This window comes from Mesorhizobium sp. ISC11 (assembly GCF_037162595.1).
GTDB lineage: Bacteria > Pseudomonadota > Alphaproteobacteria > Rhizobiales > Rhizobiaceae > Mesorhizobium > Mesorhizobium ciceri.
The window spans coordinates 5913813-5934738 of record NZ_JAVSPW010000001.1; the positions used below are offsets into that span (position 1 = coordinate 5913813).

The window sequence follows — 20926 nt, forward strand, 5'->3', positions numbered from 1 at the left end:
CCCGCTGCCCAGCGTCAGTGACAGCCCGTTCCTGGCGTCGCTATCCGCCATATTTCTCCAAGAACGCCTCGGCCTCGAGCTCCCGGAAGTCATCCAACGCGGCCCGCAGCCTTGCATGGTCCCAGTCCCACCAGGCCAGCGCCTGGTAGCGTTCGGCCGTGCGGCGATCGAAGCGCTCGCGGATCGGCTTTGCCGGCACGCCGGCGACGATCGTATAGGGCGCTACATCTTTCGAGACGACAGCGCCGGCGCCGACCGCGGCGCCATCGCCGATGGTGACGCCGGGCAGGATGGTCGAGCCGTGACCGAGCCAGGTGTCGTGGCCGATGGTGACCCGCTTGGCGCGGCGCTGGGCGAAAAATTCTGTCTCGTGCTCGGCATCGTCCCAGTAATCGGAGGCGCGATAGGTGAAATGGTGCAGCGTCGGCCGCCAGGTCGGGTGGTTGGTGGCGTTGATGCGCACGCTGGCCGCGATGTTGGCGAACTTGCCGATCGTCGCGCACCAGACGGCGCAGTCCTGCATCATGTAGGAATAGTCGCCGAGTTCGCTTTCCGAGACCCGGCTGCGGTCGGCGATCTCGGTCCAACGGCCGAGCGTCGAGTTCTGCACCTCCGCCGTCGGATGGATCAACGGCGTCTCGGATAATTTCCTGGTCATGCGGCGATTTTTCCGGGCGCGAAAGCGGTGACGTCGATGATGCGGTCGGCAACCGCCTCGCGCACGTCGTGGTCGTGGAAGATGCCGAGCAGGGCGACATCAGCCGCCTTCTTGGCGGCGATGAGTTCGATCACGACATCGCGGTTCCTGGCATCGAGCGAGGCTGTCGGCTCGTCGAGCAGCAGGATCGGGTGCTCGGTGATGAAGCCGCGTGCGATGTTGACGCGCTGCTGCTCGCCGCCGGAGAAGGTCGCAGGCGGCAAAGCCCAGAGTTTCTCCGGCAGGTTGAGCTGCGCCAGCAAGGCGCGTGCCTTGCCGCGGGCAATCTCGCGATCCTCGCCGCGCTCGACCAGCGGTTCGGCGACGACGTCGAGCGCCGAGACGCGCGGCACGGTGCGCAGGAACTGGCTGACATAGCCGATCGTTTGCCGGCGTATGGCCAGCACGGTGCGCGGGCTGGCGGTGGCGAGGTCGATCAGCCCATCACCATGCGTGACGATGATCTGGCCTTCGTCGACGGCGTAGTTGCCGTAGAGCATCTTCAGGATCGAGCTCTTGCCGGCACCGGAAGGACCGCCGAGCACGGTGCATTCGCCAGCCCTGATCGAGAACGAGACACCGGCGACAACAGGCAGTTTGATGCCGTCGCGCAGGTGCATGGTGAAACTCTTGGCGACATCGGAGACAACGAGGGGGGTTGCCATCAGAAGGCCCTCCAATTGTCGTTCGTTTGCGGGCCAACGCCCCCCTCTGCCTTGCCAGGCATCTCCCCCTCAAGGGGGGAGATCGGCGGCTTTCTCGTTGCGCTTGTTCTGCAACGTTGGAGAGTGGCGAAACCGAGGACGATAGCCAATCTCCCCCCTTGAGGGGGAGATGGCCGGCAGGCCAGAGGGGGGTGCCTTGGCGCCATCGTCAAACCTGCAGAATCGAGGAAACAAGCAATTGCGTGTAGGGCGCGCGGGGATCGTCGAGCACGCGGTCGGTGAGGCCGCTTTCGACGACGCGGCCGTCCTTCATCACCATCATGCGCTGCGACAAGAGCCGCGCCACGGCAAGGTCGTGGGTGACGACGATGGCCGCCAGACCGAGATCGGTGACCAGACCACGCAGCAGGTCGAGCAGGCGGGCTTGCACCGAGACATCGAGGCCGCCTGTTGGCTCATCCATGAACACCAGGCGCGGCCCGGTGACGAGGTTGCGGGCAATCTGCAGGCGCTGGCGCATGCCGCCGGAAAAGGCGCGGGGCTCGTCGTCGATGCGGTCCTCGTCGATCTCGACGCGCGACAGCCAGTCGACGGCGGTGGCGCGGATCCTGCCGTAGTGACGGTCGCCGACCGCCATCAGCCGCTCGCCGACATTGGCGCCCGCCGACACCGTCATGCGCAGGCCGTCGGCGGGGTTCTGATGGACAAAACCCCAGTCGGTGCGCATCAGGAAGCGGCGCTCGGCCTCGCTCATGCGGTAGAGCTCGCGGAACTGGCCGTCGCGCATGCGGTAGCTGGCGGTGCCGGAGCTCGGTAGCAGCCGGGTCGACAGGCAGTTGAGCAGCGTCGTCTTGCCGGAGCCGGATTCGCCGACGACAGCCAGGACTTCGCCCGGCCACAGGTGGAAGGAGACGTTGTCGCAGCCGACGCGCGAACCGTAGAATTTAGAAAGTGCTGCGACATGCAGCAGCGGTTCGTCGGTCATTGCGCCGGCTCCATTTTTTCCGAGGCAGGATGGGTTTCCGAGGCAGGATGGGTTCCCGAGGCAAGATGGTTTTCCGGGGCAAGATGGCCGCGATAGCCGTCCGCTCGCCGCTTCTCGCAATGGTCCGTGTCGGAGCAGACGAACATGTGGCCGCCATGGTCGTCGAGGATGACTTCGTCGAGATAGACGTTCTCGGCCGCGCACAGCGCGCAGGGCTGGTCGAAGGTCTGCACCTCGAACGGATGATCCTCGAAGTCGAGGCTGACCACTTCGGTGAAAGGCGGCACCGCGTAGATGCGCTTTTCGCGGCCGGCGCCAAACAGCTGCAGGGCCGGCGAGCGGTGCATCTTGGGATTGTCGAATTTCGGCGTCGGCGAGGGGTCCATCACATAGCGGCCCTCGACCTTGACCGGATAGGCATAGGTGGTGGCGATGCGGCCGTGCTTGGCGATGTCCTCGTAGAGCTTGACGTGCATGAGGCCATATTCCTCCAGCGCGTGCATTTTGCGCGTTTCGGTCTCGCGCGGTTCGAGGAAGCGCAGGGGTTCGGGGATCGGCACCTGGTAGACCAGCACCTGGGCCGCCGTCAGCGGATGCTCGGGAATGCGGTGACGGGTCTGGATGATTGTGGCGCTGGCAGTGTCGGTCGTCACCGCGACATTGGCGACCTTCTTGAAGAAGGCGCGGATCGACACCGCATTGGTGGTGTCGTCGGCGCCCTGGTCGATGACCTTCAGCACATCGTCCGGGCCGATGATCGAAGCGGTGACCTGGACGCCGCCGGTGCCCCAGCCGTAGGGCATCGGCATTTCGCGCGAAGCGAACGGCACCTGGTAGCCGGGAATGGCGATGCCCTTGAGGATCGCCCGGCGGATCATCCTTTTGGTCTGCTCGTCGAGATAGGCGAAGTTGTAGGTGGCGATGTCGGTCATGGCGATCACATCCACATTGTGCTATCGAATTGGCGTCCAGGACGCGGATACAGGGGCGAATTCAGATGAACTCGACCGGATGGATGCATCTCGGAATTCTGTTGGTGGTGTTCGCCGGCGTCGTTCTCTTCTTCCTTCGGCGCATGATTTTGCCCGGCCCCAAAGAAGGCTCTCAAGGTGAGTCCGTGGGCGTCGGGAATGGTGATTACTCCGGGTATGACGGCTATGGCGGTCATTCCCACGATGGCGGCGGCCATGGTGGCGTCGGGCACTAAATTCATTCCGCAGCCTCCGATCCCCTGGCATAGCGCGCCAGCCGCTCATTGAGCGTGCCGGTGTGCAGTTCGAACATGTGGTTGTCCTCGTCGTAGAAATAGATCGAGCGGCCTTCACCCTCGACGCGCGGGCGCGGCGGGCGCATGTCGAGGCCGAGCCTGCCGATGCGCTCGGCATAGCGGTCGAAATCGGCGTCATCGATCTTGAAGGCGATGTGGTTGTAGCTGCGCTCCGGCAAGGGTTCACCCTCCATGATGGCGACCCAGATGTCACCGATCAGGAAGAATTTTTCGGGCGACAGCGAGAACTGCCTGGCGTCGCTGACATAGACTTCGCGTGCGTCGAATACGCCCTCGAGGATTTCGGTCATCCGCTCGAGATCGCGGACGATGAAGGTCATGTGGGAAAGGCCCTCGATCATTCCGCGGCCTCCCGCTTCTCTTCGACCTTCACGGGGTTTTCGCGCGCGTCATATTCGGTGCGCATGCGGCGTACGAGATCGAGTTCTGCCTGGAAGTCGACATAGTGCGGCAGCTTCAGATGCTCGACGAAGCCGGTCGCCTGGACATTGTCGGAATGCGAGATGACGAACTCCTCGTCCTGGGCCGCGGCGACGACATCCTCGCCGAGCTCTTTCGTGCGCAGCGCCCGGTCGCAGAGTGCCACGGCCATCGCCTTGCGTTCGCTCTGGCCGAAGACCAGGCCGTAGCCGCGGGTGAATTGCGGCGGCGCCTTGGCCGAGCCTTTGAACTGGTTGACCATCTGGCATTCGGTGACCCGGACAGTGCCGAGCGGCACCGCGAAGGGCAGTTCGGGCACGTCGAGCTCCAGCTCGACTTCGCCGATGCGGATCTCGCCGACGAAGGGGTGGTTGCGGGCATAGCCGCGCTGGGTGGAATAGCCGAGCGCCAGCAGGAATCCTTCATCGCCGCGTGACAGCGCCTGCAGGCGGATGTCGCGCGCCATCGGGAATTCGAGCGGCTCGCGGGTGATGTCGCCGGGGACATGGTCCTGCGGCATGTCGCCATCCGGTTCGATCAAGCCTTCGCGGGCGAGGATCGCCGAGACGCGTGGCATGGCTTGCGCTTCCGTCTCGCGCAGCAAGGGCTCGGCGACATCGGCGCCGGCGGCAAGCTCGGGATCGAGCAGCCGGTGGGTGTAGTCGAAGGTAGGTCCGAGCAACTGCCCGCCGGGCAGATCCTTGTAGGTCGCCGACACGCGCCGCTCGACCAGCATATTGGCGGTGTCGATGGGCCTGGAGTAGCCGAAGCGCGGCAGCGTGGTGCGGTAGGCGCGCACCAGGAAGATCGCCTCGATCATGTCGCCGCGCGCCTGGACGATGGCGAGCGCGGCCAGTTCACGATCATAGAGCGAGCCTTCGCTCATCACCCGGTCGACGCCGAGCGCCAGCTGCTCGACGATCTGGTCGAGACGAAGGGCGGGCACCGAACGGTCGCCACGCCGGCGGTCGGCCAGCAGGCTGTGGGCGTTGGCGATTGCCGCTTCGCCACCTTTTACCGCGACATACATCTTACGCCTCCATCGTCTTGATGCGCGTCGTGCGCGGCAGGCAGGCGATGCCGCCTGATGTGGCGAGGATGATGTCGACGCCGCGCGGAAAGCGCTTGATATTCTGCTTCCACTGCTCGACGAAATGGCGTGGCATCTGCGCCGGCGCGATCGTGGCGCTGGTTTCGATGCCGGGACCTTCGAGCAATAGCGGCGTGCCGGAGACCAGATCGCTGACCTGCAGGATCAGCGTCGTCGAGCGGTCGGGATAATCCTGCGTGCCCTGCGAAAAGCCATCGAGCGCCATCATCTCGGCAGGTGCTGCGATCAAGGCGAAATGCGCATCGGCCGGTGTGTTGGCCAATGGCGCGCCGGTATGGAACCCAAGCCACGATCTGATCGCGGTGGAGGCCTGCAAAGCCGGGTCGAGCCAGAGCGGCGTGTCATTGTCGCACAGCGCCAGTGCGATGGCGCCGGCGGTAGCCGAGAGCGGCACCGGCGGGCGGGCGAAGGCCGGCAGCGGTTGCACGCTGCCCGGCCGAGCCATTGCGTCCATCACGGCGCGGAACACGGTCTGGGCGTTGAAGACCGGATCGGCGAACCCGCCCTCGATCGATTGCGCTGCAATGTCCATCAGTCTTCTCCGCGAACCATGGTGAAGAAATCGACCTTCGTTGCCGCCGTCTCGGCGCGGCGTTTTTCGTGCGCCAAGGTCAGAGCCGACCGCAGAGGCGCTATCAGTCCGGTCTCGACCTCATTGCGGCGGGCAGGGTCCTGCCATAGGGCGTCGGCGATAGCCGCCAGCTTCGCCTTCTGCTTGTCGCGGCCAAGCGCATAGCAATGGCCGACCTGTCCGGTGGGTAGCCTGACCGTGGCGCGGGTGACGGTCGCCTCGCCGACATTGAAAGGGGCGCCGCCGCCGCCGATGCGGCCGCGCAGGGTGACAAGGCCGGTTTCGGGGCCGCGCAACAGCTCGGCGTCCGAAGGCAGTCCGGCCTCATTCCAGAGCCGTACGATGTCATCGCCGCTGGATTGCGTAAGGGTTGCCATGGCGGCTTTGCGCTCGGCCTGGTCGCGGGCTTCCTGTCCTCGCATCAGCAGCATTCCTCTTTGTTAATTTGTCTATTGATGTAGACAACTATACAAATTATATCTATTATCTAACGCGTGTCCATGACGGGTGGATGACAGCGATAGAAGACTGGGCGCTGGAAGACTGGGCGCTGGAAGGTTGGGGGCAATGATGGTCGGGCGGCTGTTAGCGGACAGCATCGAGCGGCGCAGTGGCGTTTCGCTGTGGCGGCAGATCGCCGACAAGATCCTGCATGCGATCGCCATCGGCGATTTCACGGAGAATGCAGCGCTGCCGCCGGAGGTGGCGCTGGCAGAACGCTATGGCGTCAACCGTCACACGGTGCGCAACGCCATATCAGCCCTTGTAAGGGAAGGCGTGCTGCGGGCCGAGCAGGGGCGCGGCACCTTCGTACTGTCGCGCAAGCGGCTGTCCTATCCGATCGGGGCGCGCACACGGTTTTCGACAGGGCTGCAAGGGCAAACGACGGAACGGCACATCGTCCTGCTCGCCTCGTCGGTCGAGCCGGCCAGCCAGCGCGTCGCCGAGGGACTGGGTCTTCCCAAGGGAGCCGATGTGATCCGGTTGGAAACGCGCGGCGAAGCCGACGGACGGCCGGTGTCGCGCGCTGCCGGCTGGTTCGAGGCCCGGCGCTTTGCCGGCATCGATGCCGCGATGGCGGAAACAGGCTCGATCACCGCATCGCTGGCGCGGTTCGGCATAGACGACTATCTCAGGCAATCGACCGTGCTGTCGGCGCGCCATGCCGATGCGGCGGACCTTGCCGACCTCGACCTGCAGCCGGGCGCCATCGTGCTGGTCACGGTTGCCGTCAACGTCACGCCGGACGGCCAGCCGATCCAGTTTTCCGAGTCGCGCTTTCCGGCCGAACGGGTGGAGCTGAAGCTGTCGGCGCTGTAGGGAGTGCCCGGCCCAGCTCGGCCGCATTCACTTGCCAGCGGCGGCGCATTTGAGGACCGGCTTCGCCGCCTGCCATGTTATAACCCCACCTCGATCACAGCCTTGATCAGGCCGGATTTCTCATGCGCCCAACGAGCCAGATCGCGCGGCGTGGCGGCGAGTGTGGTGCGGTGTGTGACGAGCTTGGCCAGTGGTACGGCCCCGTTGCGGATCGAGGCGGCGACATGGTCGAAGTCGGCGCGCAGCGCGTTGCGGCTGCCGATCAGCGTCATCTCGCGCTTGTGGAATTCCGGATCGGAAAAGCTGATGTCGTCCTTGACGACGGAGACCAGCACCAGCGTTCCGCCATGCGCGACATGGGCGAAGGCCGACTGCACCGACTGGGTGTTGCCGGTGGCGTCGAAGACGACATCGAAGCCTTCGCCTGATGTCGCTTCCCTGACCAGATCGGGCACCGCGCCGCGCGAGCCGTCTAGGGTCTGGAAACCAAGCTCGTTTCCAGCGAAGGCGAGCCTTTCACTGCTCATGTCGAGCAGTGTCACGTCCAGCCCGGCGATGCGGGCGAAGATGGCGGTGCCGAGCCCGATCGGGCCGGCGCCGATGACCAGCGTGCGGGCGCCGGGGTCGGCGCGGGCGCGCCGCACGGCATGCGCGCCGATGGCCAGGAACTCGACGGCAGCGGCGTCGGCCAGCGACAGGCCGTTGGCCGGATAGAGATTTTGCGCCGGCACCAGGATGCGTTCGCACATGGCGCCGTCGCGATGCACGCCAAGCACCTCGATCCTGACACAGCAATTAGGCTTGCCGCGCCGGCAGGCGATGCACTTGCCGCAGGAAAGATAGGGATTGACGACGACGGGCTCACCAACGGCCAGTTCGACGCCTTCGCCGGTCTCCATCACGGTACCCGAGACCTCATGACCCATGATGCGGGGATAGGCGAGGAACGGGTGCTTGCCCTCGAAAATGTGGTAGTCGGTGCCGCAGATGCCGACATGGCTGACCGCCACCAGCGCCCAGCCGGGAGGCGGTGCCTCGGGTGCGGGCCGGTCTTCAAAGACAAGATCGCCGGGCGAACGGCAGAGGACGGCTTTCATGCGCTAATCCAGTCATGAAATCGCCGGCCCGTTGGTGTGGCGGACCGGCGGTTGATTGCGGGGTCGCTACTTGCCGCGGCGGCGCAGGCCGTCGAAGTAGACGATGATGATGATCAGCGCGCCGGTGATGATGCGCTGCCAGAACGAGTTGACGTTGAGCAGGTTGGCGCCGTTGTTGATGGTGGCCAGGATGAAGGCGCCGAGCAGCGGCCCATGCACCGAGCCGACGGCGCCGAACAGCGAGGTGCCGCCGATGACCGACGACGCGATCGCCTGCAGTTCCCAGCCCTCGGCCTGCGTCGGGTTGCCGATGCCGATGCGGGCGGCCAGCAGCACCCCGACGAAGGCGGCGCACAGGCCCGACAGCGTGTAGGCCATGTAGATGGTGCGCTGGACATTGACGCCGGACAGGCGCGAGGCTTCGGCGTTGGAGCCGACCGAAAACAGGTATCTGCCCCAGCGGCTGTGGTGCAGGAAGATATAGGCCGGAATGCCGACTAGGATCACCATCCAGAACAGGTTGGGGATGCCGATGAAGGAATTGCGCGAGAAGGCGGTGAAGGTGTCGCTGTTGATGTTGATCGAATTGCCGTTGGTCATCAAAAGGCCGATGCCGCGCAGCGAGGTCAACGTCGCCAGCGTGATGATGAAGGGCGGCAGGCCCATCTTGACGATACCGAAGCCGTGGAACATGCCGATGGCGACACCGACCAGCAGCGTCACCAGAATGGCGAGCCAGATGGGGAAGCCGGCATTGATCATCATGGCCACGACCACGGTGGCGAAGCCGACCACGGCGCCGACCGACAGATCGATGCCGCCGGTGATGATGACGAAGGTCTGGCCGACCGCCATGATGGCGATCATCGAGCCCTGGCGCAGGAGATTGGCTATGTTGTTGGCCGAGGCGAAGCTCGTCGTCGTCACGGAGAGGAGGATCCAGAGCAGAACCAGCAGCGCCAATAGCGTCAGCCCGAACAGGACATTATAGTTGCGCTTCGGTTTTTCGACGGCGATCGCCTCGGTGCTCATATCTGTCCTCCCAGCTTTTCTTGTTTCTCGGCGAGCGCCTGAGTGAGAATATCCTCGTGGCTGGCGGCGTGAAAACCGTGCGTCGCCACCAGTTTGCCGCGCCGGAACACATGCAGCGTATCGGCGAGTTCATAGACTTCCGGCAGATAGGACGAGATCAGGATGATGCCGGCGCCCTTTGACAAAAGCGCGCCGAACAGGCGGTAGATCTCGGCCTTGGTGCCGACATCGACGCCGACGGTCGGTTCGTCGAAGATGAACAGCTTGGCGCCGTGCGCTAGCCATTTGCCGATGACGATCTTCTGCTGGTTGCCGCCCGACAGGCTGGATGCCAGCGCGCCACGTGTCGGTGTCTTGATGCGCAGATCGGCGATCTGGCGATCGGCCTGCGTCTTCTCCTGCGTGCTCGAAATCAGCAGATTGTTCGAGATGCGCTTGTAGATCGGCAGGTTGAGGTTGAAGCCGACCGGCAGGTTGAGGCAGAGGCCCTGGTCGCGGCGGCTCTCCGGCGCCAGCGCCATGCCGAGCTTAATCGCGTCATGTTCGGAATTGACCTGTACCTCCTTGCCTTCCCAGAGGATCTGGCCGGCGGATTTGCGGTGGCGGCCGTAGAGCGTGGTGACGAACTCGCTGCGTCCGGCGCCGATCAGCCCATAGAGTCCGACGATCTCGCCGGCGCGGACCGTCATCGAGACATTTTCGAAGCCCTTGCCGGACAGGTTTTTCGCCTCGATGATGGCGGCGCCCGGCGTGAAATGCTCCTTGTGATAGACCTGCTCGATCGAGCGGTTGATCATCATCTTGACCAGTTCGGCATCGTTGGTCTCTGCGATGTTGCGGGTGCCGACCAGCGTGCCGTCGCGCAGCACGGATACCCGGTCGGCGAGTTCGAACACTTCCTCCATGCGGTGGCTGATGTAGATGATCGTCACGCCTTCGCCCTTCAGACGGCGGATCAGCGTGAAGAGCTGGTCGGCTTCCTTGCGGGTGAGGTAGGCGGTCGGCTCGTCGAAGATCAGGAATTTGGTGCCGCGCACGGTGGCGCGGGCGGCGGCTATCAGCTGCTGCTGGCCGATGGTCAGGTCGCCGAGCGTGACATGCGCCGGCAGATCGAAGCCGAGGTCGTCGATGATCGTCTGCGCCTGCCTGACCATGGCGCGCTGCTGCAGGATGCCGAAGCGCGAATTCTCCTCGCCGAGGAACATGTTGGCGGCGACCGTCAGGTGACGGCACAGCACGACTTCCTGGTGCACGGCATTGATGCCGAGCGCCATCGCCTCGTGCGGCGTCGCCAGGGCGGCCGGCTGGCCCTCCCAGACAATCTCTCCGGAGGTGCGCGGCATGACGCCGGTCAGAAGCTTGATGAGCGTGGATTTGCCGGCGCCGTTTTCGCCGACGATGGCGTGGATCTCACCGGACTTGAAGGCGAGGTCGACCGGTTTCAGCGCGTGGGTGCCGGGATAGCGCTTCTCCAGCCCACGCAATTCGAGGATAGTCCGCCCCTGTTCCAGAACGGGTGCGGGATGCAGTTCCTGCGCCGTCGAAATCATGACAATCCTCCCAGATTGGCCTCCCGGATTGGCTTCCCAGGCTGGCCTCACGATTGGCACGCGGCGAGGCAGGGATATGCCTCGAAAACAGCCTGGCTCAGGCGTGCGGATTGCCAAGCCGTTTGTGCGGCAGTTTGTGTCTCCGGGGCGAGGTGCCCCGGAGACGATTGCGGATGCGACGGCTCAGAGCTTCGGATTGAGCAGCGCGTCGATCTTGGGGTCTTTCATGTTGTCCTTGGTCACCAGGTTGGCGCCGGTGTCGACATTGGCTTCGACCTTCTCGCCCTTGGAGGCGGCGAGCGCGGTCTTGATGCCGTCATAGCCCATCCGGTACGGATCCTGGACGACGAGGGCGGAAATGACGCCGTCGTTGAGGAACTTGATCAGCTTCTCGTCGCTGTCGAAACCGACCAGCGCCAGCTTGCCGCCAAGGTTGTTTTCCGCGACGGCCTGGCCGACGCCCTGCGCCATGATCAGGTTGGAAGCGAAGATGCCTTTGAGGTTCGGGTTGGCGGTGATCAGGTCGGTGGCGATGTTGAGGCCGGTGGTGGCCTGGCCGTCGGCGTATTTGTCGGCAACCAGCTTGAGGCCCGGATATTTGGCGGCCAGCTGTTCGGTGAAGCCCTGCTTGCGCTGTTCGAGCGAGCCGGCGCCAGGTGCGTTGGTGATCAGGGCAACGTCGCCCTCGATCTTGCCGCCGTTGGCGGCGCCGATGGCGGCTGCGAGGCCGTCGGCAGCGACGCGGCCGCCCTGGACGTTGTCGGTGGTCAGGAACGAGGTGAAGGCCTTGGAGTCGGCGCCGGAGTCGATGCCGATGACCTTCACCTTGGCAGCGGCTTCATCGATCGGCTTGCCGAGCGCCTTGAACTCGGTCGGCGCAATGACGATGGCCGCCGGGTTGCTGGCAACGGCGTTCTCGAGGATCGAGACCTGGCCGTTGACGTCGGTTTCAGCCTGGGCGCCGAGTTCCGGCACGTTGACGCCGAGATCCTTGCCGGCCTTGCGGGCGCCGGCCAGAACGATCTGCCAGTAGAAGGACGTGGTGTCCTTGACGATGATCGGAATGGTGACGTCCGCCGCCGAAACCGGCGCCGAATGCATGACGCCGGCGAGCATTGAAGCTGCTGCCAGCGTCATGACGGCGCGGCGGTTGAGAATGCTGGTCACGAATTTCATGAGGTTTCCTCCCTAAGTCGCCCGGTGAACGATACGGAAGCTCCGTTCGGATAGGCGCGGTCCCAAACAGAACTTTATCAATAAAAAACAGTTGCCCTGTTTTGATAGTGCATCGAACAGATCGATGCAAGCGGTGTTTGATCAGTCGTTGCGAGGTCTGGCAGAGGCAGATCCCCCGCCCTGTTCTCCCATTGGCGCCGTCACGCTTCCGTTCCGTTCTGGGAATGTATGGAATATTAATTCCACCAATTCGTCAATATGGAATATCCATTCCTCCATGTGCCGCAGGAACATGAAGTTTCACACCAGCTCCTGCACCAGCGTGTAGGGACGATATTTGGCGTATTCCGCTTCCGGTACGTCGATGTCGAGCAGTTCGAGGTTGCGCGTCAGATTTGCCAGTTTGGCGGTGCCGGTCAGTACGGTGGCGACGGCAGCTTCATGCAAGGGGAATTGGAACGCTGCGGCGGCGAGCGGATAGCCACCCTCGGCGGCGATCCTCTCCATTGCGCCGACGCGGTCGAGCACGTCATGGCTGGCGGGGCGGTAGTCGAAATGTGCGCCTTGCACCGGGCCGGTCGCCAGGATGCCGGAGTTGAACACGCCGCCAATGACCAAGGAGGTCTGCTGTGCCCGGCATAGCGGCAGCAACTCGGCTTCGGCACTGCGGTCGAGCAAGGAATAGCGGCTGGCAAGCAGGATGCAGTCGAGCGGCGCCCGGCGCATGACGTCCAGGCAGATCTGCACCTCGTTGACGCCAAGCCCATAGGCGGAAATGACGCCAGTCCGTTTCAGCTCTTCGAGTGCCTTGAGGCCGCCATCCATCAGGTCGCGAAAATGCAGCTTGGTCTTCTCGATACCATGGGTGTAGGCGCCGATGTCGTGGACAAACAGGATGTCTATCCTGTTTAGGCCAAGCCGCGCATAGCTGAACTCGACCGACCGCATAATGCCGTCATAGGAATAGTCGTAGTCGAGCGCGAAGGGCAGCGGATCGACATAGGAGTGATCGGGAACCTGATCGTCCGGCACCGGGCGAAACAGCCGGCCGACCTTGGTCGACAGCACATAGGAATCGCGCGGCTTGTAACGCAGGAAGTCGCCGAAGCGGCGCTCCGACAGTCCGAAACCGTAGAAGGGTGCGGTGTCGAAATAGCGCAGGCCGGCATCCCAGGCGCCCTGCAGCGTCTCCATCGCCGCTTCGCGCGAACAGGCGCGGTAAAGGCCGCCAAGTGCAGCGCCGCCGAAACTGACTTCGGTGACCTCCAGAGCTGTCCGACCGATACGGCGTTTTTCCATGCAAAACCTCCCCGTTGCCCGCCGCTGACCGGCGCGCAGTCTACTTTATATCAGTAAAATCTAAAGTGTTGCGCCCAGATGCCAGGGCACGAACTCGTTGTCGCCGTAGCCGAAGTCCTCGCTCTTGGTCTTGCGGCCGGAAGCCGTTTCGACGATCAGTTCGAAGATCTCGCGGCCCATGCCGGCGATGGTCTTTTCACCCGAGGCGATGACGCCGCAATTGACGTCCATGTCCTCTTCCATCTGGTGGTACATGGTCGAGTTGGTGGCGACCTTGATCGACGGCGTCGGACGGCAGCCGAAGCAGGAGCCGCGGCCGGTGGTGAAGACGATGACGTTGGCGCCGCCCGCCACCTGGCCGGTCGCCGAAACCGGGTCGTAGCCAGGCGTATCCATGAACACCAGGCCACTGCCGGTGACTTTTTCGGCGTAACCGAAGACGCCGTTGAGCGGCGTCTGGCCGCCCTTGGCGACCGCACCGAGGGACTTCTCCAGGATGGTGGTGAGGCCGCCGCGCTTGTTGCCGGGCGAGGGATTGTTGTCGATCGAGGCGCCATGCTTGGCGACGTGGTCCTCCCACCACTTCACGAAGCCGTCGAGCTTCTGCGCGATCTCCGGCGTTGCCGCGCGGTAGGCAAGCAGATGCTCGGCGCCGTAGATTTCCGTGGTCTCGGAGAGGATGCCGATACCGCCGACGCCGGCCAGGATGTCGACAGCCGCGCCCAGCGCCGGATTGGCCGTGATGCCCGACATGCCGTCGGAGCCGCCGCATTGCAGGCCGACGACGATCTCGCTGACCGGGATCGGCTCACGCTTCAACTGGCCGACTTCCTCGGCGATCTCGGCCAGCACGCCCATCGCTTTTTCCACCGATTTGCGCGACCCGCCGGCGTCCTGGATGTTGAAATGGCGCTTGCCGGCAGCGACGCCCTTCTGGCCGTAGAGGGTGAGCTGGTTGACCTCGCAGCCGAGGCCGACCATCAGCACGCCGCCGAAATTCGGGTGCCGGGCATAGCCGGCAAGCGTGCGGTGCAGCACCATCATGCCGTCGCCGGTGCCGCTCATGCCGCAGCCCTGGCCGTGCACGATCGGCACGAAGCCGTCTATGCCGGGGTATTTCGGCAACAGCGTGCGGTTGGCGGTGTCGGCGATGGAATGGCAAACGGTGGCCGAGCAATTGACGCTGGCGACGATGCCGATGAAGTTGCGCGTGCCGGCGCGGCCATCGGCGCGGCGATAGCCCATGAAGGTGCGGGCGCGGTCGGCCTCCGTCGCGTGCTCGGCCTCGCTCGGCGGCACGACCGGCAAGCGGCCGGATTCGAAAACCAGATTGTGCGAATGCACGTGCTCGCCGGCCGCGATGTCCTGTGTCGCGCGACCGATCGCCTGGGCGTATTTCACGACGGCCTCGCCGGCGGCGATCGGCTTGATCGCCACCTTGTGGCCGGGCTCGATCAGCGCACTGGCGACGGCACCGCCCGGCAGCGCGGTGCCGATCTCGATGCGGCCGTTCGCGACTGCGACATTGTCGGCGGGGGACAGAAGAATGCAGTTGGAGGCGTTCACGGGCGGTTTCCTGGGTGATCCTGGGTTGCGCGGGGCGGATTGACACGCGCCTGTTTAGAGATATTGTCTTTTATCGTGAAAAAACAGTTTTGCGTCAATTGTTTTTTCGTGGGGAGTTCCGCATGTCTCCGGGTTGTTCCGGGAAGCAATTTCGCTTCTCAGAGCCATGCGAACGTCATATTGCGCTTCAAACCGTCCGCTGCAAGCGACGGCGTGCAACGGGTCAGGGATGTCGAAGAGCAACAACGTCTACAAGGATGCCTACAACCGCTGCCTGCGGCTGCTCGACGAAACGCGCAGCCTGCCTTCGGAGCCGGAACTGGGCACCTTGCTTGGCGTCAGCCGGACCACGGTGCGCACCATTCTCGCGCGCATGGAAGAGACCGGGCTGATCGCCTGGAACAAGCGCGCCAAGACGGTGCTGCGCGAACCGCTTCCCGATGATTTCTTCCCCGAGGAAGAGACAGACACGCTGGCCGAGATCATCGAACGGTCGTTCATGCGTCGGCTGCTCGCCGGCGGCGCCGAAGCCGGCATGCAGATCAACGAACTCGAACTGGCGCGCGAGATCGGCGTTGGCACCACCAGCGTGCGCGAGTTCCTGATCCGCTTCTCCCGCTTCGGCCTGATCGAGAAACGTCGCAACAGTCATTGGGTGCTGAAGGGCTTTACGCGCGCCTTCGCGCTGGAGCTGACCGAAATCCGCGAGATGTTCGAACTGCGCTCGGCGGCCGCCTTTGCCGCTTTACCGCAGGACAGCGCAGTCTGGACCGATCTCGACCGCCTGGAAGACGAGCATCGCCAGCTGGCAAACGACATAGCCGCCCGCTTCACCGAGTTCTCCGAACTCGACGAGCGCTTCCACCGGCTGATCCACCGGGCATCGCGCAATCGCTTCATCGTCGATTTCTACGATGTCATCGCCATGATCTTCCACTACCATTACCAGTGGAACAAGGCGCAGGAACGCGAGCGCAACGAAGTCGCGATCGGTGAGCATCTGGTCTACATAGAAGCGCTGAAATCACGCGATCTCGGCAAGGTCGACGCCGCTTGCCGCAAGCATTTGAAGTCGGCGCGCCAGACATTGCTGACCTCGATCCCGGAGAGCCGGTCGCTGCAAAAACACTGAGCCGCATCGCGGCTCGCAGCCTTGTTTCATGCATGTCGTTGTCCCAAACCGCTATACACTTCTGGGCGACATGCCTTGGGCCTGCCGCGTTGCCGCCGCGGCGATTTGGCGATTTTCCACCCGCCGGCCCCGTGCTAGATATGGTTGGTTGCTGCGAAGAGGCAGGGCTTTGGGCGTATCGAGGAGACGATGGAGCATGCCGGTCGCGCTTGTCGCGGCCTATCTGCTGTTGCTCCAGTCGACGCTTGGTGCCTTCGGCGCCGGTCCCAATGCATCGCAACTCGACGCTTTCGGCAATGTCATCTGTACCCATGAAGGCGCAACCCAGCTTCCGGGCGGCAACCAGCCGCAGTCCCATCTGCCGGCATGCTGCGTGCTCGGCTGCAGCATGGTTTTGGCGGCCTTTGCGCCGCCGCCCAATGCCGGTCTGGCGCTGGGCAGCCTTTCCTTTGAAACGGTCGCCTTTGTCTTCCCGGCGGCCATCCATCTCGACTTTGCGCGTGAGCGCTCGCCGTCGAACCCGCGCGCGCCGCCGCTGACGGCCTGAGCCTGTTTGCCCGGCGGAACCTTTCGTGGGCGTACCCATCCAAAGATCTAACTGCTCGCGACCGGCAACGGCGCGACCTTCACTTCATGGAGCAACCATGTCCTATTTTTTCCCTGACGCCGCGCGTCCTATGGCCGGCAGCATTCTACGCGGCATCGAAGAGCGTGTCGGCATTGCCGTGCTGGCTCTTGCGCTGCTGTTCACAGGCGCCCAGTCCGTCCTCGCGCATGAGTTCAAGGTTGGCGATCTTGAGATCGGCCACCCCTGGTCGCGCGCCACGCCGGCCGGCGCCAAAGTGGCCGGCGGTTATTTCACCATCACCAACAAGGGCAGTGCGCCGGACCGGCTGGTGTCGATTTCCTCCGATGTCTCCGAAAAGGCCGAGCTGCATGAGATGGGCGTCAAGGACGGCGTCATGACCATGCGGCCGGTTGCCGGCGGCCTGGAAATTCCGGCCGGCGGCAAGGTAGCCCTTGCACCTGGCGGCTATCATTTGATGTTCATGGGCCTGAAGCGGCAACCCAAACAGGGCGAAAAGTTCTCCGCCACCCTGACCTTCGAAAAGGCCGGCGCCGTCAGCGTCGATTTCGCCGTCGAAGGCATGGGCGGCGGCGCCGTGGACGATCACGCCAATTGACCGCGCCAGCTCGACAAATCTTGAAAATCCGAGGGACCATCATGAACAAATATCTTTTGTCGGCCGGCGCACTTCTCGCGCTCGGAACCAGCGCCGCCTTCGCGCATATCACGTTCGAAACCCAGGAGGCGGCGGTCGGCTCGACCTACAAGGCCGTTTTGCGCGTGCCGCATGGCTGCGACGGCAAGGCGACGACCGCCGTGCGCGTGCAGATTCCGGAAGGGGTGATCGCGATCAAGCCGATGCCGAAGCCCGGCTGGACGCTGCAAACCAAGAAGGGCAAGTACGAGAAATCCTACCAGCTCTACGGTCAGGCGGTGACCGATGGGGTCAAGGAGGTCGACTGGAGCGGCGGCAACCTGCCCGATGAATTCTATGACGAGTTCGTTTTCCGCGCGACGCTGACGGCGGACCTCCCCGTCGGCCAAAAACTCTATTTCCCGGTCGTGCAGGAATGCGACGGTGCAGCCGATCGCTGGATCGAGATTCCAGCGGCAGGGCAGGATGAAGACGCACTGGAAAGCCCGGCACCCGGCATCAAGCTGCTGCCGAAGAAATGATCTCCCAGGCGGCGCGCTCTTTCGAGTGCGCCGCTCTTTTTCGTGGCGGTGACATGAGCACGACCTCCCTCCTGCAAACGGCTTGCATGACCGGCAAACGCACCGGCCGGCTTGCCGTCGGCCTGTTGGCTGTGATCGTGTTTCTTGCCAGCCTTGCCGTGTCAGATCAGGCCTTTGCCCATGCCGCGCTGATCAAGACCGACCCGGCCGACGGCGCGGTGCTGGCACAGGGACCGGCGCAGTTCTCGCTGACCTTCAGCGAGCCGGTCTCGCCTCTGGTGCTGACGCTGGTGAAGCCCGACGGCAAGCCGGTTCCAATGACTGTCTTTCGTCTCAGCGACCAGACCGTCGAGATCGACAATCCGCAGCCGCTCAAGTCGGGCACGCATGTCTTGAGCTGGCGCGTCATCTCCGCAGACGGTCATCCCGTCGGCGGATCGCTGCTGTTTTCCATCGGCGCGCCCAGCGAACCGCCGGCCGTATCGGAAGCCATCGACTGGCCGTTGCGGTCGGCTATCTGGGCGAGCAAAATCTTTCTCTATGTCGGCCTCTTCCTCGGCGTTGGCGGCGCCTTCGCGCTTGCCTGGTTGGCCGGAAGTGCCCGTGCCGGGCAGCGCTTCGTTGCAGCTGCAATCCTGAGCGGGCTGGTCGCGTCGTCCCTGTCGCTCGGATTGCAGGGGCTTGATGCACTCGGGGCGCCGCTCTCCCATCTGGCACAATCGGTCATCTGGCGGACCGGGCTCGGCACCAGCTTCGGCTGGACGGTGCTGGTCGCGCTGATCGCGCTGGGGCTTGGCCTGCTGTCGCTGGCCGGTCCCCGTGCCACCGCCAAGCCATTGGCGCTGGCCGGCCTGGCCGGGGTGGGGATTGCCCTTGCTGCCAGCGGCCATGCCAGTGCCGCCGAACCGCAATGGCTGACGCGGCCGATGGTGTTCCTGCATGGCGTCTGCATCGCGTCGTGGGTCGGCGCATTGGTCCCACTCGGGCTGGCGCTCAAGGGGCAATCGGCGGAGGCCACGCCATTCCTGCGGCGATTTTCTTGGGCGATCCTGCCCGTGGTGGCCGTGCTTGCCGCTGCCGGCACCGTGCTTGCCGTCATCCAGGTGCAAACGCCCGCGGCATTGGTCGACACCGCCTATGGAAGGCTGCTGCTGATCAAGCTCGGGCTGCTGGTCTTTCTGTTCACGCTCGCTGCCGTCAACCGCTGGAAACTCACGGCATCGGCCGAAGCGGGATCGACGGAAGTTCAACGCAGGCTGGTCCGCTCGATCGGCGTCGAGATGTTGATCGTGTTGGCGATTTTCGGCGTTGCCGCGGGCTGGCGCTTCACACCGCCGCCACGAGCCCTGGCGATCGCGGCAGCGCAACCGGTGTCGGTCCATATCCACGCGCTGCAAGCGATGGCCGATCTCAACATCACTCCCGGCCATGCCGGCCCGGTCGTTGCCTCGATGGTCATCATGAGCGGCGATTTCGGCCCGCTCGACGCCAAGGAGGTAACGCTTGTGCTGTCAAAGCCCGATTCCGGCATCGAGCCCTTGAAGCGCGCGGCGACCAAGCCCGGCGACGGCAGCTGGCGCGTCGACAACCTCGTCATTCCGGTGCCCGGCCGGTGGACGGTGCGCATCGACATACTGGTCTCGGATTTTCAGATGGTGAAGATCGAGGCGCCCGTCGACATCAGGCCGTAGGCGGGACTGCCAGGTACCTCTACACGGGCACGACCGACAATCCGGGCAACACAATTCGGCGAGGCGGTTGACGCAGGCGTCAAGGCCCGTCAATCATCGCCCGCAAAATCGCGGTCTCAACAAACGATCCGAGAGCAGGGAAGAAACGATGGAAAAAGCCGAAATCGGCCTGATCGGCCTTGGCACGATGGGCTCCAACCTGGCGCTCAACATCGCCGAGCACGGGCACCGCATCGCTGTCTTCAACCGCACCAGGGCGCGCACCGATGCCTTTGTCGAGAATGCCGGCGCGCTCAGGGACATGGTCGTGCCCTGCTACAGCCTTGAAGAGCTCGCCGCCGCGATCCGGCCGCCGCGCCCGATCATCATCATGGTGCTGGCCGGCAAGCCGGTCGACGAACAGATCGCGGCACTGCGTGGCGTGCTGTCGGCCAACGACATCGTCATCGATGCCGGCAACGCCAATTTCCGCGACACGATGCGGCGCTTCTCCGAGCTTTCCGGTTCGGGTCTCACCTTCATCGGCATGGGCGTGTCCGGCGGCGAGGAGGGGGCACGCCACGGGCGTCGATCATGGTCGGCGGCACGGAGGACTCATGGAAGCGCGTCGAGAAGGTGCTGACGGCGATCTCCGCCAAATTCAAGGACGAACCCTGCGCGGCATGGCTCGGCACCGACGGCGCCGGACATTTCGTCAAGACCATCCACAACGGCATAGAATATGCCGACATGCAGATGATCGCGGAGATCTACGGCATCCTGCGCGACGGCCTGGGCATGGGTCCGAAAGAGATCGGCACGGTGTTTGCCGACTGGAACAAGGGCCGGCTCAACTCCTACCTGATCGAGATCACCGCCAAGGTGCTGGCGGCTGACGATCCGAAGACCGGCAAACCGGTGGTCGACATCATCCTCGACCGCGCCGGCCAGAAGGGCACCGGCAAATGGTCGGTCATCGAGGCGCAGCAGCTCGGCATCCCGGCCACCGCGATCGAGGCGGCGGTGGCGGCGCGCGTTCTGTCGTCGATCAAGGACGAGCGGCTGGCGGCGGAAAAGGCCTATGGCAACATCGGCGTGACGAAGATTTCCGGTGACAAGGGCGCCTTGCTGAAAGATCTGGAACTGGCGCTGTTCGCCGGCAAGATCGCCGCCTACGCCCAAGGTTTCGCGGTGATGAGCGGCGCGACGAAGGAATTCAACTGGAACCTGCCGATGCCGACCATCGCCAGGATCTGGCGCGCCGGCTGCATCATCCGCTCGCAGATGCTCGACACCATGGCGGAAGCCTTCAGCAAGGGCGGCGCCTCGACCAACCTTCTGATGGCGCCGGCCTTCATCTCGCTGATGCAGGGAGCGCATCCGTCGCTGCGCCGCATCGTGGCGAGGGCTTCGGAGGCCGGCTCGCCGGTTCCGGCGCTGTCTTCCGCACTTGCCTATTTCGACAGCTATCGCCAAGGCCGCGGCACCTCGAACCTGATCCAGGCGCAACGCGACTTCTTCGGCGCGCACGGCTTCGAGCGTATCGACGACAAAGGCGCGTTCCATGGGCCGTGGGGAAGCGGTGCGGCTGGCTGACAAGCCG

The 20926-nt window shown here is 64.2% G+C and carries 21 protein-coding genes and 1 pseudogene; 7 read left to right on the top strand and 15 right to left on the bottom strand.

Translation table 11 applies throughout. From position 1 onward, the window contains the following. Window positions 1–40: 40 nt before the first annotated feature. From RPF88_RS28595 to phnG, 9 genes are all read right to left on the bottom strand, one after another. Window positions 41–658: a DapH/DapD/GlmU-related protein gene (locus tag RPF88_RS28595; RefSeq protein ID WP_337123601.1), complete on the bottom strand. Its 618-nt coding sequence runs from the start codon at window positions 656–658 to the stop codon at window positions 41–43. Continuing rightward, window positions 655–1362, bottom strand: coding sequence for a phosphonate C-P lyase system protein PhnL (phnL, locus tag RPF88_RS28600; RefSeq protein ID WP_064995543.1), 708 nt, complete (start codon window positions 1360–1362; stop codon window positions 655–657). Before phnL ends, RPF88_RS28595 begins: the two co-directional genes overlap by 4 nt. 208 nt (window positions 1363–1570) lie before the next feature. Next, window positions 1571–2347, bottom strand: coding sequence for a phosphonate C-P lyase system protein PhnK (gene phnK, locus RPF88_RS28605; RefSeq protein WP_337123602.1), 777 nt, complete (start codon window positions 2345–2347; stop codon window positions 1571–1573). Beyond that, entirely contained in the window at window positions 2344–3279 is a 936-nt protein-coding gene (locus RPF88_RS28610; RefSeq protein ID WP_337123603.1) for an alpha-D-ribose 1-methylphosphonate 5-phosphate C-P-lyase PhnJ, read from the bottom strand. The genes phnK and RPF88_RS28610 overlap by 4 nt, the downstream gene beginning before the upstream one ends. Before the next feature lie 5 nt (window positions 3280–3284). Then, window positions 3285–3560 (bottom strand): hypothetical protein, encoded by a 276-nt coding sequence (locus RPF88_RS28615; protein ID WP_337123604.1) that lies wholly within the window; start codon window positions 3558–3560, stop codon window positions 3285–3287. Then, entirely contained in the window at window positions 3557–3976 is a 420-nt protein-coding gene (gene fosX / locus RPF88_RS28620; RefSeq protein ID WP_063169035.1) for a FosX/FosE/FosI family fosfomycin resistance hydrolase, read from the bottom strand. The genes RPF88_RS28615 and fosX overlap by 4 nt, the downstream gene beginning before the upstream one ends. Then, window positions 3973–5085, bottom strand: coding sequence for a carbon-phosphorus lyase complex subunit PhnI (locus RPF88_RS28625; RefSeq protein ID WP_337123605.1), 1113 nt, complete (start codon window positions 5083–5085; stop codon window positions 3973–3975). Before RPF88_RS28625 ends, fosX begins: the two co-directional genes overlap by 4 nt. A 1-nt stretch (window position 5086) precedes the next feature. Then, a complete protein-coding gene (gene phnH, locus RPF88_RS28630) occupies window positions 5087–5698 on the bottom strand; it encodes a phosphonate C-P lyase system protein PhnH (protein ID WP_127368880.1) in 612 nt (203 codons plus the stop codon). Continuing rightward, window positions 5698–6159, bottom strand: a complete 462-nt coding sequence (gene phnG, locus RPF88_RS28635; protein ID WP_063170338.1) for a phosphonate C-P lyase system protein PhnG — start codon at window positions 6157–6159, stop codon at window positions 5698–5700. The genes phnH and phnG overlap by 1 nt, the downstream gene beginning before the upstream one ends. Window positions 6160–6307: 148 nt before the next feature. On the opposite strand from phnG, the gene phnF reads away from it, so the two are divergent. Further along, complete coding sequence (gene phnF, locus RPF88_RS28640; protein WP_164755509.1) at window positions 6308–7057, top strand: phosphonate metabolism transcriptional regulator PhnF; 750 nt, start codon at window positions 6308–6310, stop codon at window positions 7055–7057. Between the two features lie 77 nt (window positions 7058–7134). Here the strand turns inward: phnF and RPF88_RS28645 are convergent, their stop codons facing one another. The 6 genes from RPF88_RS28645 to RPF88_RS28670 all read right to left on the bottom strand — a co-directional run bounded on the left by RPF88_RS28645 (window position 7135) and on the right by RPF88_RS28670 (window position 14777). Further along, on the bottom strand, window positions 7135–8154 hold the full coding sequence (locus tag RPF88_RS28645) for a zinc-binding alcohol dehydrogenase family protein (protein WP_337123606.1): 1020 nt from the start codon (window positions 8152–8154) through the stop codon (window positions 7135–7137). Between the two features lie 66 nt (window positions 8155–8220). Then, a complete protein-coding gene (locus tag RPF88_RS28650; protein WP_013529527.1) occupies window positions 8221–9186 on the bottom strand; it encodes an ABC transporter permease in 966 nt (321 codons plus the stop codon). Then, on the bottom strand, window positions 9183–10736 hold the full coding sequence (locus RPF88_RS28655) for a sugar ABC transporter ATP-binding protein (protein ID WP_064995547.1): 1554 nt from the start codon (window positions 10734–10736) through the stop codon (window positions 9183–9185). The genes RPF88_RS28650 and RPF88_RS28655 overlap by 4 nt, the downstream gene beginning before the upstream one ends. A gap of 183 nt (window positions 10737–10919) precedes the next feature. Next, window positions 10920–11912, bottom strand: coding sequence for an ABC transporter substrate-binding protein (locus RPF88_RS28660; RefSeq protein WP_127384612.1), 993 nt, complete (start codon window positions 11910–11912; stop codon window positions 10920–10922). A 300-nt stretch (window positions 11913–12212) separates the two neighbouring features. Continuing rightward, window positions 12213–13211: an aldo/keto reductase gene (locus tag RPF88_RS28665; protein WP_127366705.1), complete on the bottom strand. Its 999-nt coding sequence runs from the start codon at window positions 13209–13211 to the stop codon at window positions 12213–12215. 60 nt (window positions 13212–13271) lie between these two features. Further along, window positions 13272–14777, bottom strand: a complete 1506-nt coding sequence (locus RPF88_RS28670; RefSeq protein ID WP_013529531.1) for a UxaA family hydrolase — start codon at window positions 14775–14777, stop codon at window positions 13272–13274. 229 nt (window positions 14778–15006) lie between these two features. On the opposite strand from RPF88_RS28670, the gene RPF88_RS28675 reads away from it, so the two are divergent. From RPF88_RS28675 to gndA, 6 genes and pseudogenes are all read left to right on the top strand, one after another. After that, window positions 15007–15909 (top strand): GntR family transcriptional regulator, encoded by a 903-nt coding sequence (locus tag RPF88_RS28675; RefSeq protein ID WP_013529532.1) that lies wholly within the window; start codon window positions 15007–15009, stop codon window positions 15907–15909. A gap of 196 nt (window positions 15910–16105) precedes the next feature. Beyond that, window positions 16106–16456: a DUF2946 family protein gene (locus RPF88_RS28680; RefSeq protein WP_337123607.1), complete on the top strand. Its 351-nt coding sequence runs from the start codon at window positions 16106–16108 to the stop codon at window positions 16454–16456. Between the two features lie 97 nt (window positions 16457–16553). After that, entirely contained in the window at window positions 16554–17093 is a 540-nt protein-coding gene (locus RPF88_RS28685) for a copper chaperone PCu(A)C (RefSeq protein WP_224675235.1), read from the top strand. A gap of 41 nt (window positions 17094–17134) precedes the next feature. Next, window positions 17135–17653, top strand: coding sequence for a YcnI family copper-binding membrane protein (locus tag RPF88_RS28690; protein WP_013529535.1), 519 nt, complete (start codon window positions 17135–17137; stop codon window positions 17651–17653). A 53-nt stretch (window positions 17654–17706) separates the two neighbouring features. After that, on the top strand, window positions 17707–19344 hold the full coding sequence (locus tag RPF88_RS28695) for a copper resistance CopC/CopD family protein (RefSeq protein ID WP_337123608.1): 1638 nt from the start codon (window positions 17707–17709) through the stop codon (window positions 19342–19344). 148 nt (window positions 19345–19492) lie between these two features. After that, window positions 19493–20919 (top strand): annotated as a pseudogene (gene gndA / locus RPF88_RS28700) (NADP-dependent phosphogluconate dehydrogenase). Window positions 20920–20926 lie beyond the last annotated feature (7 nt).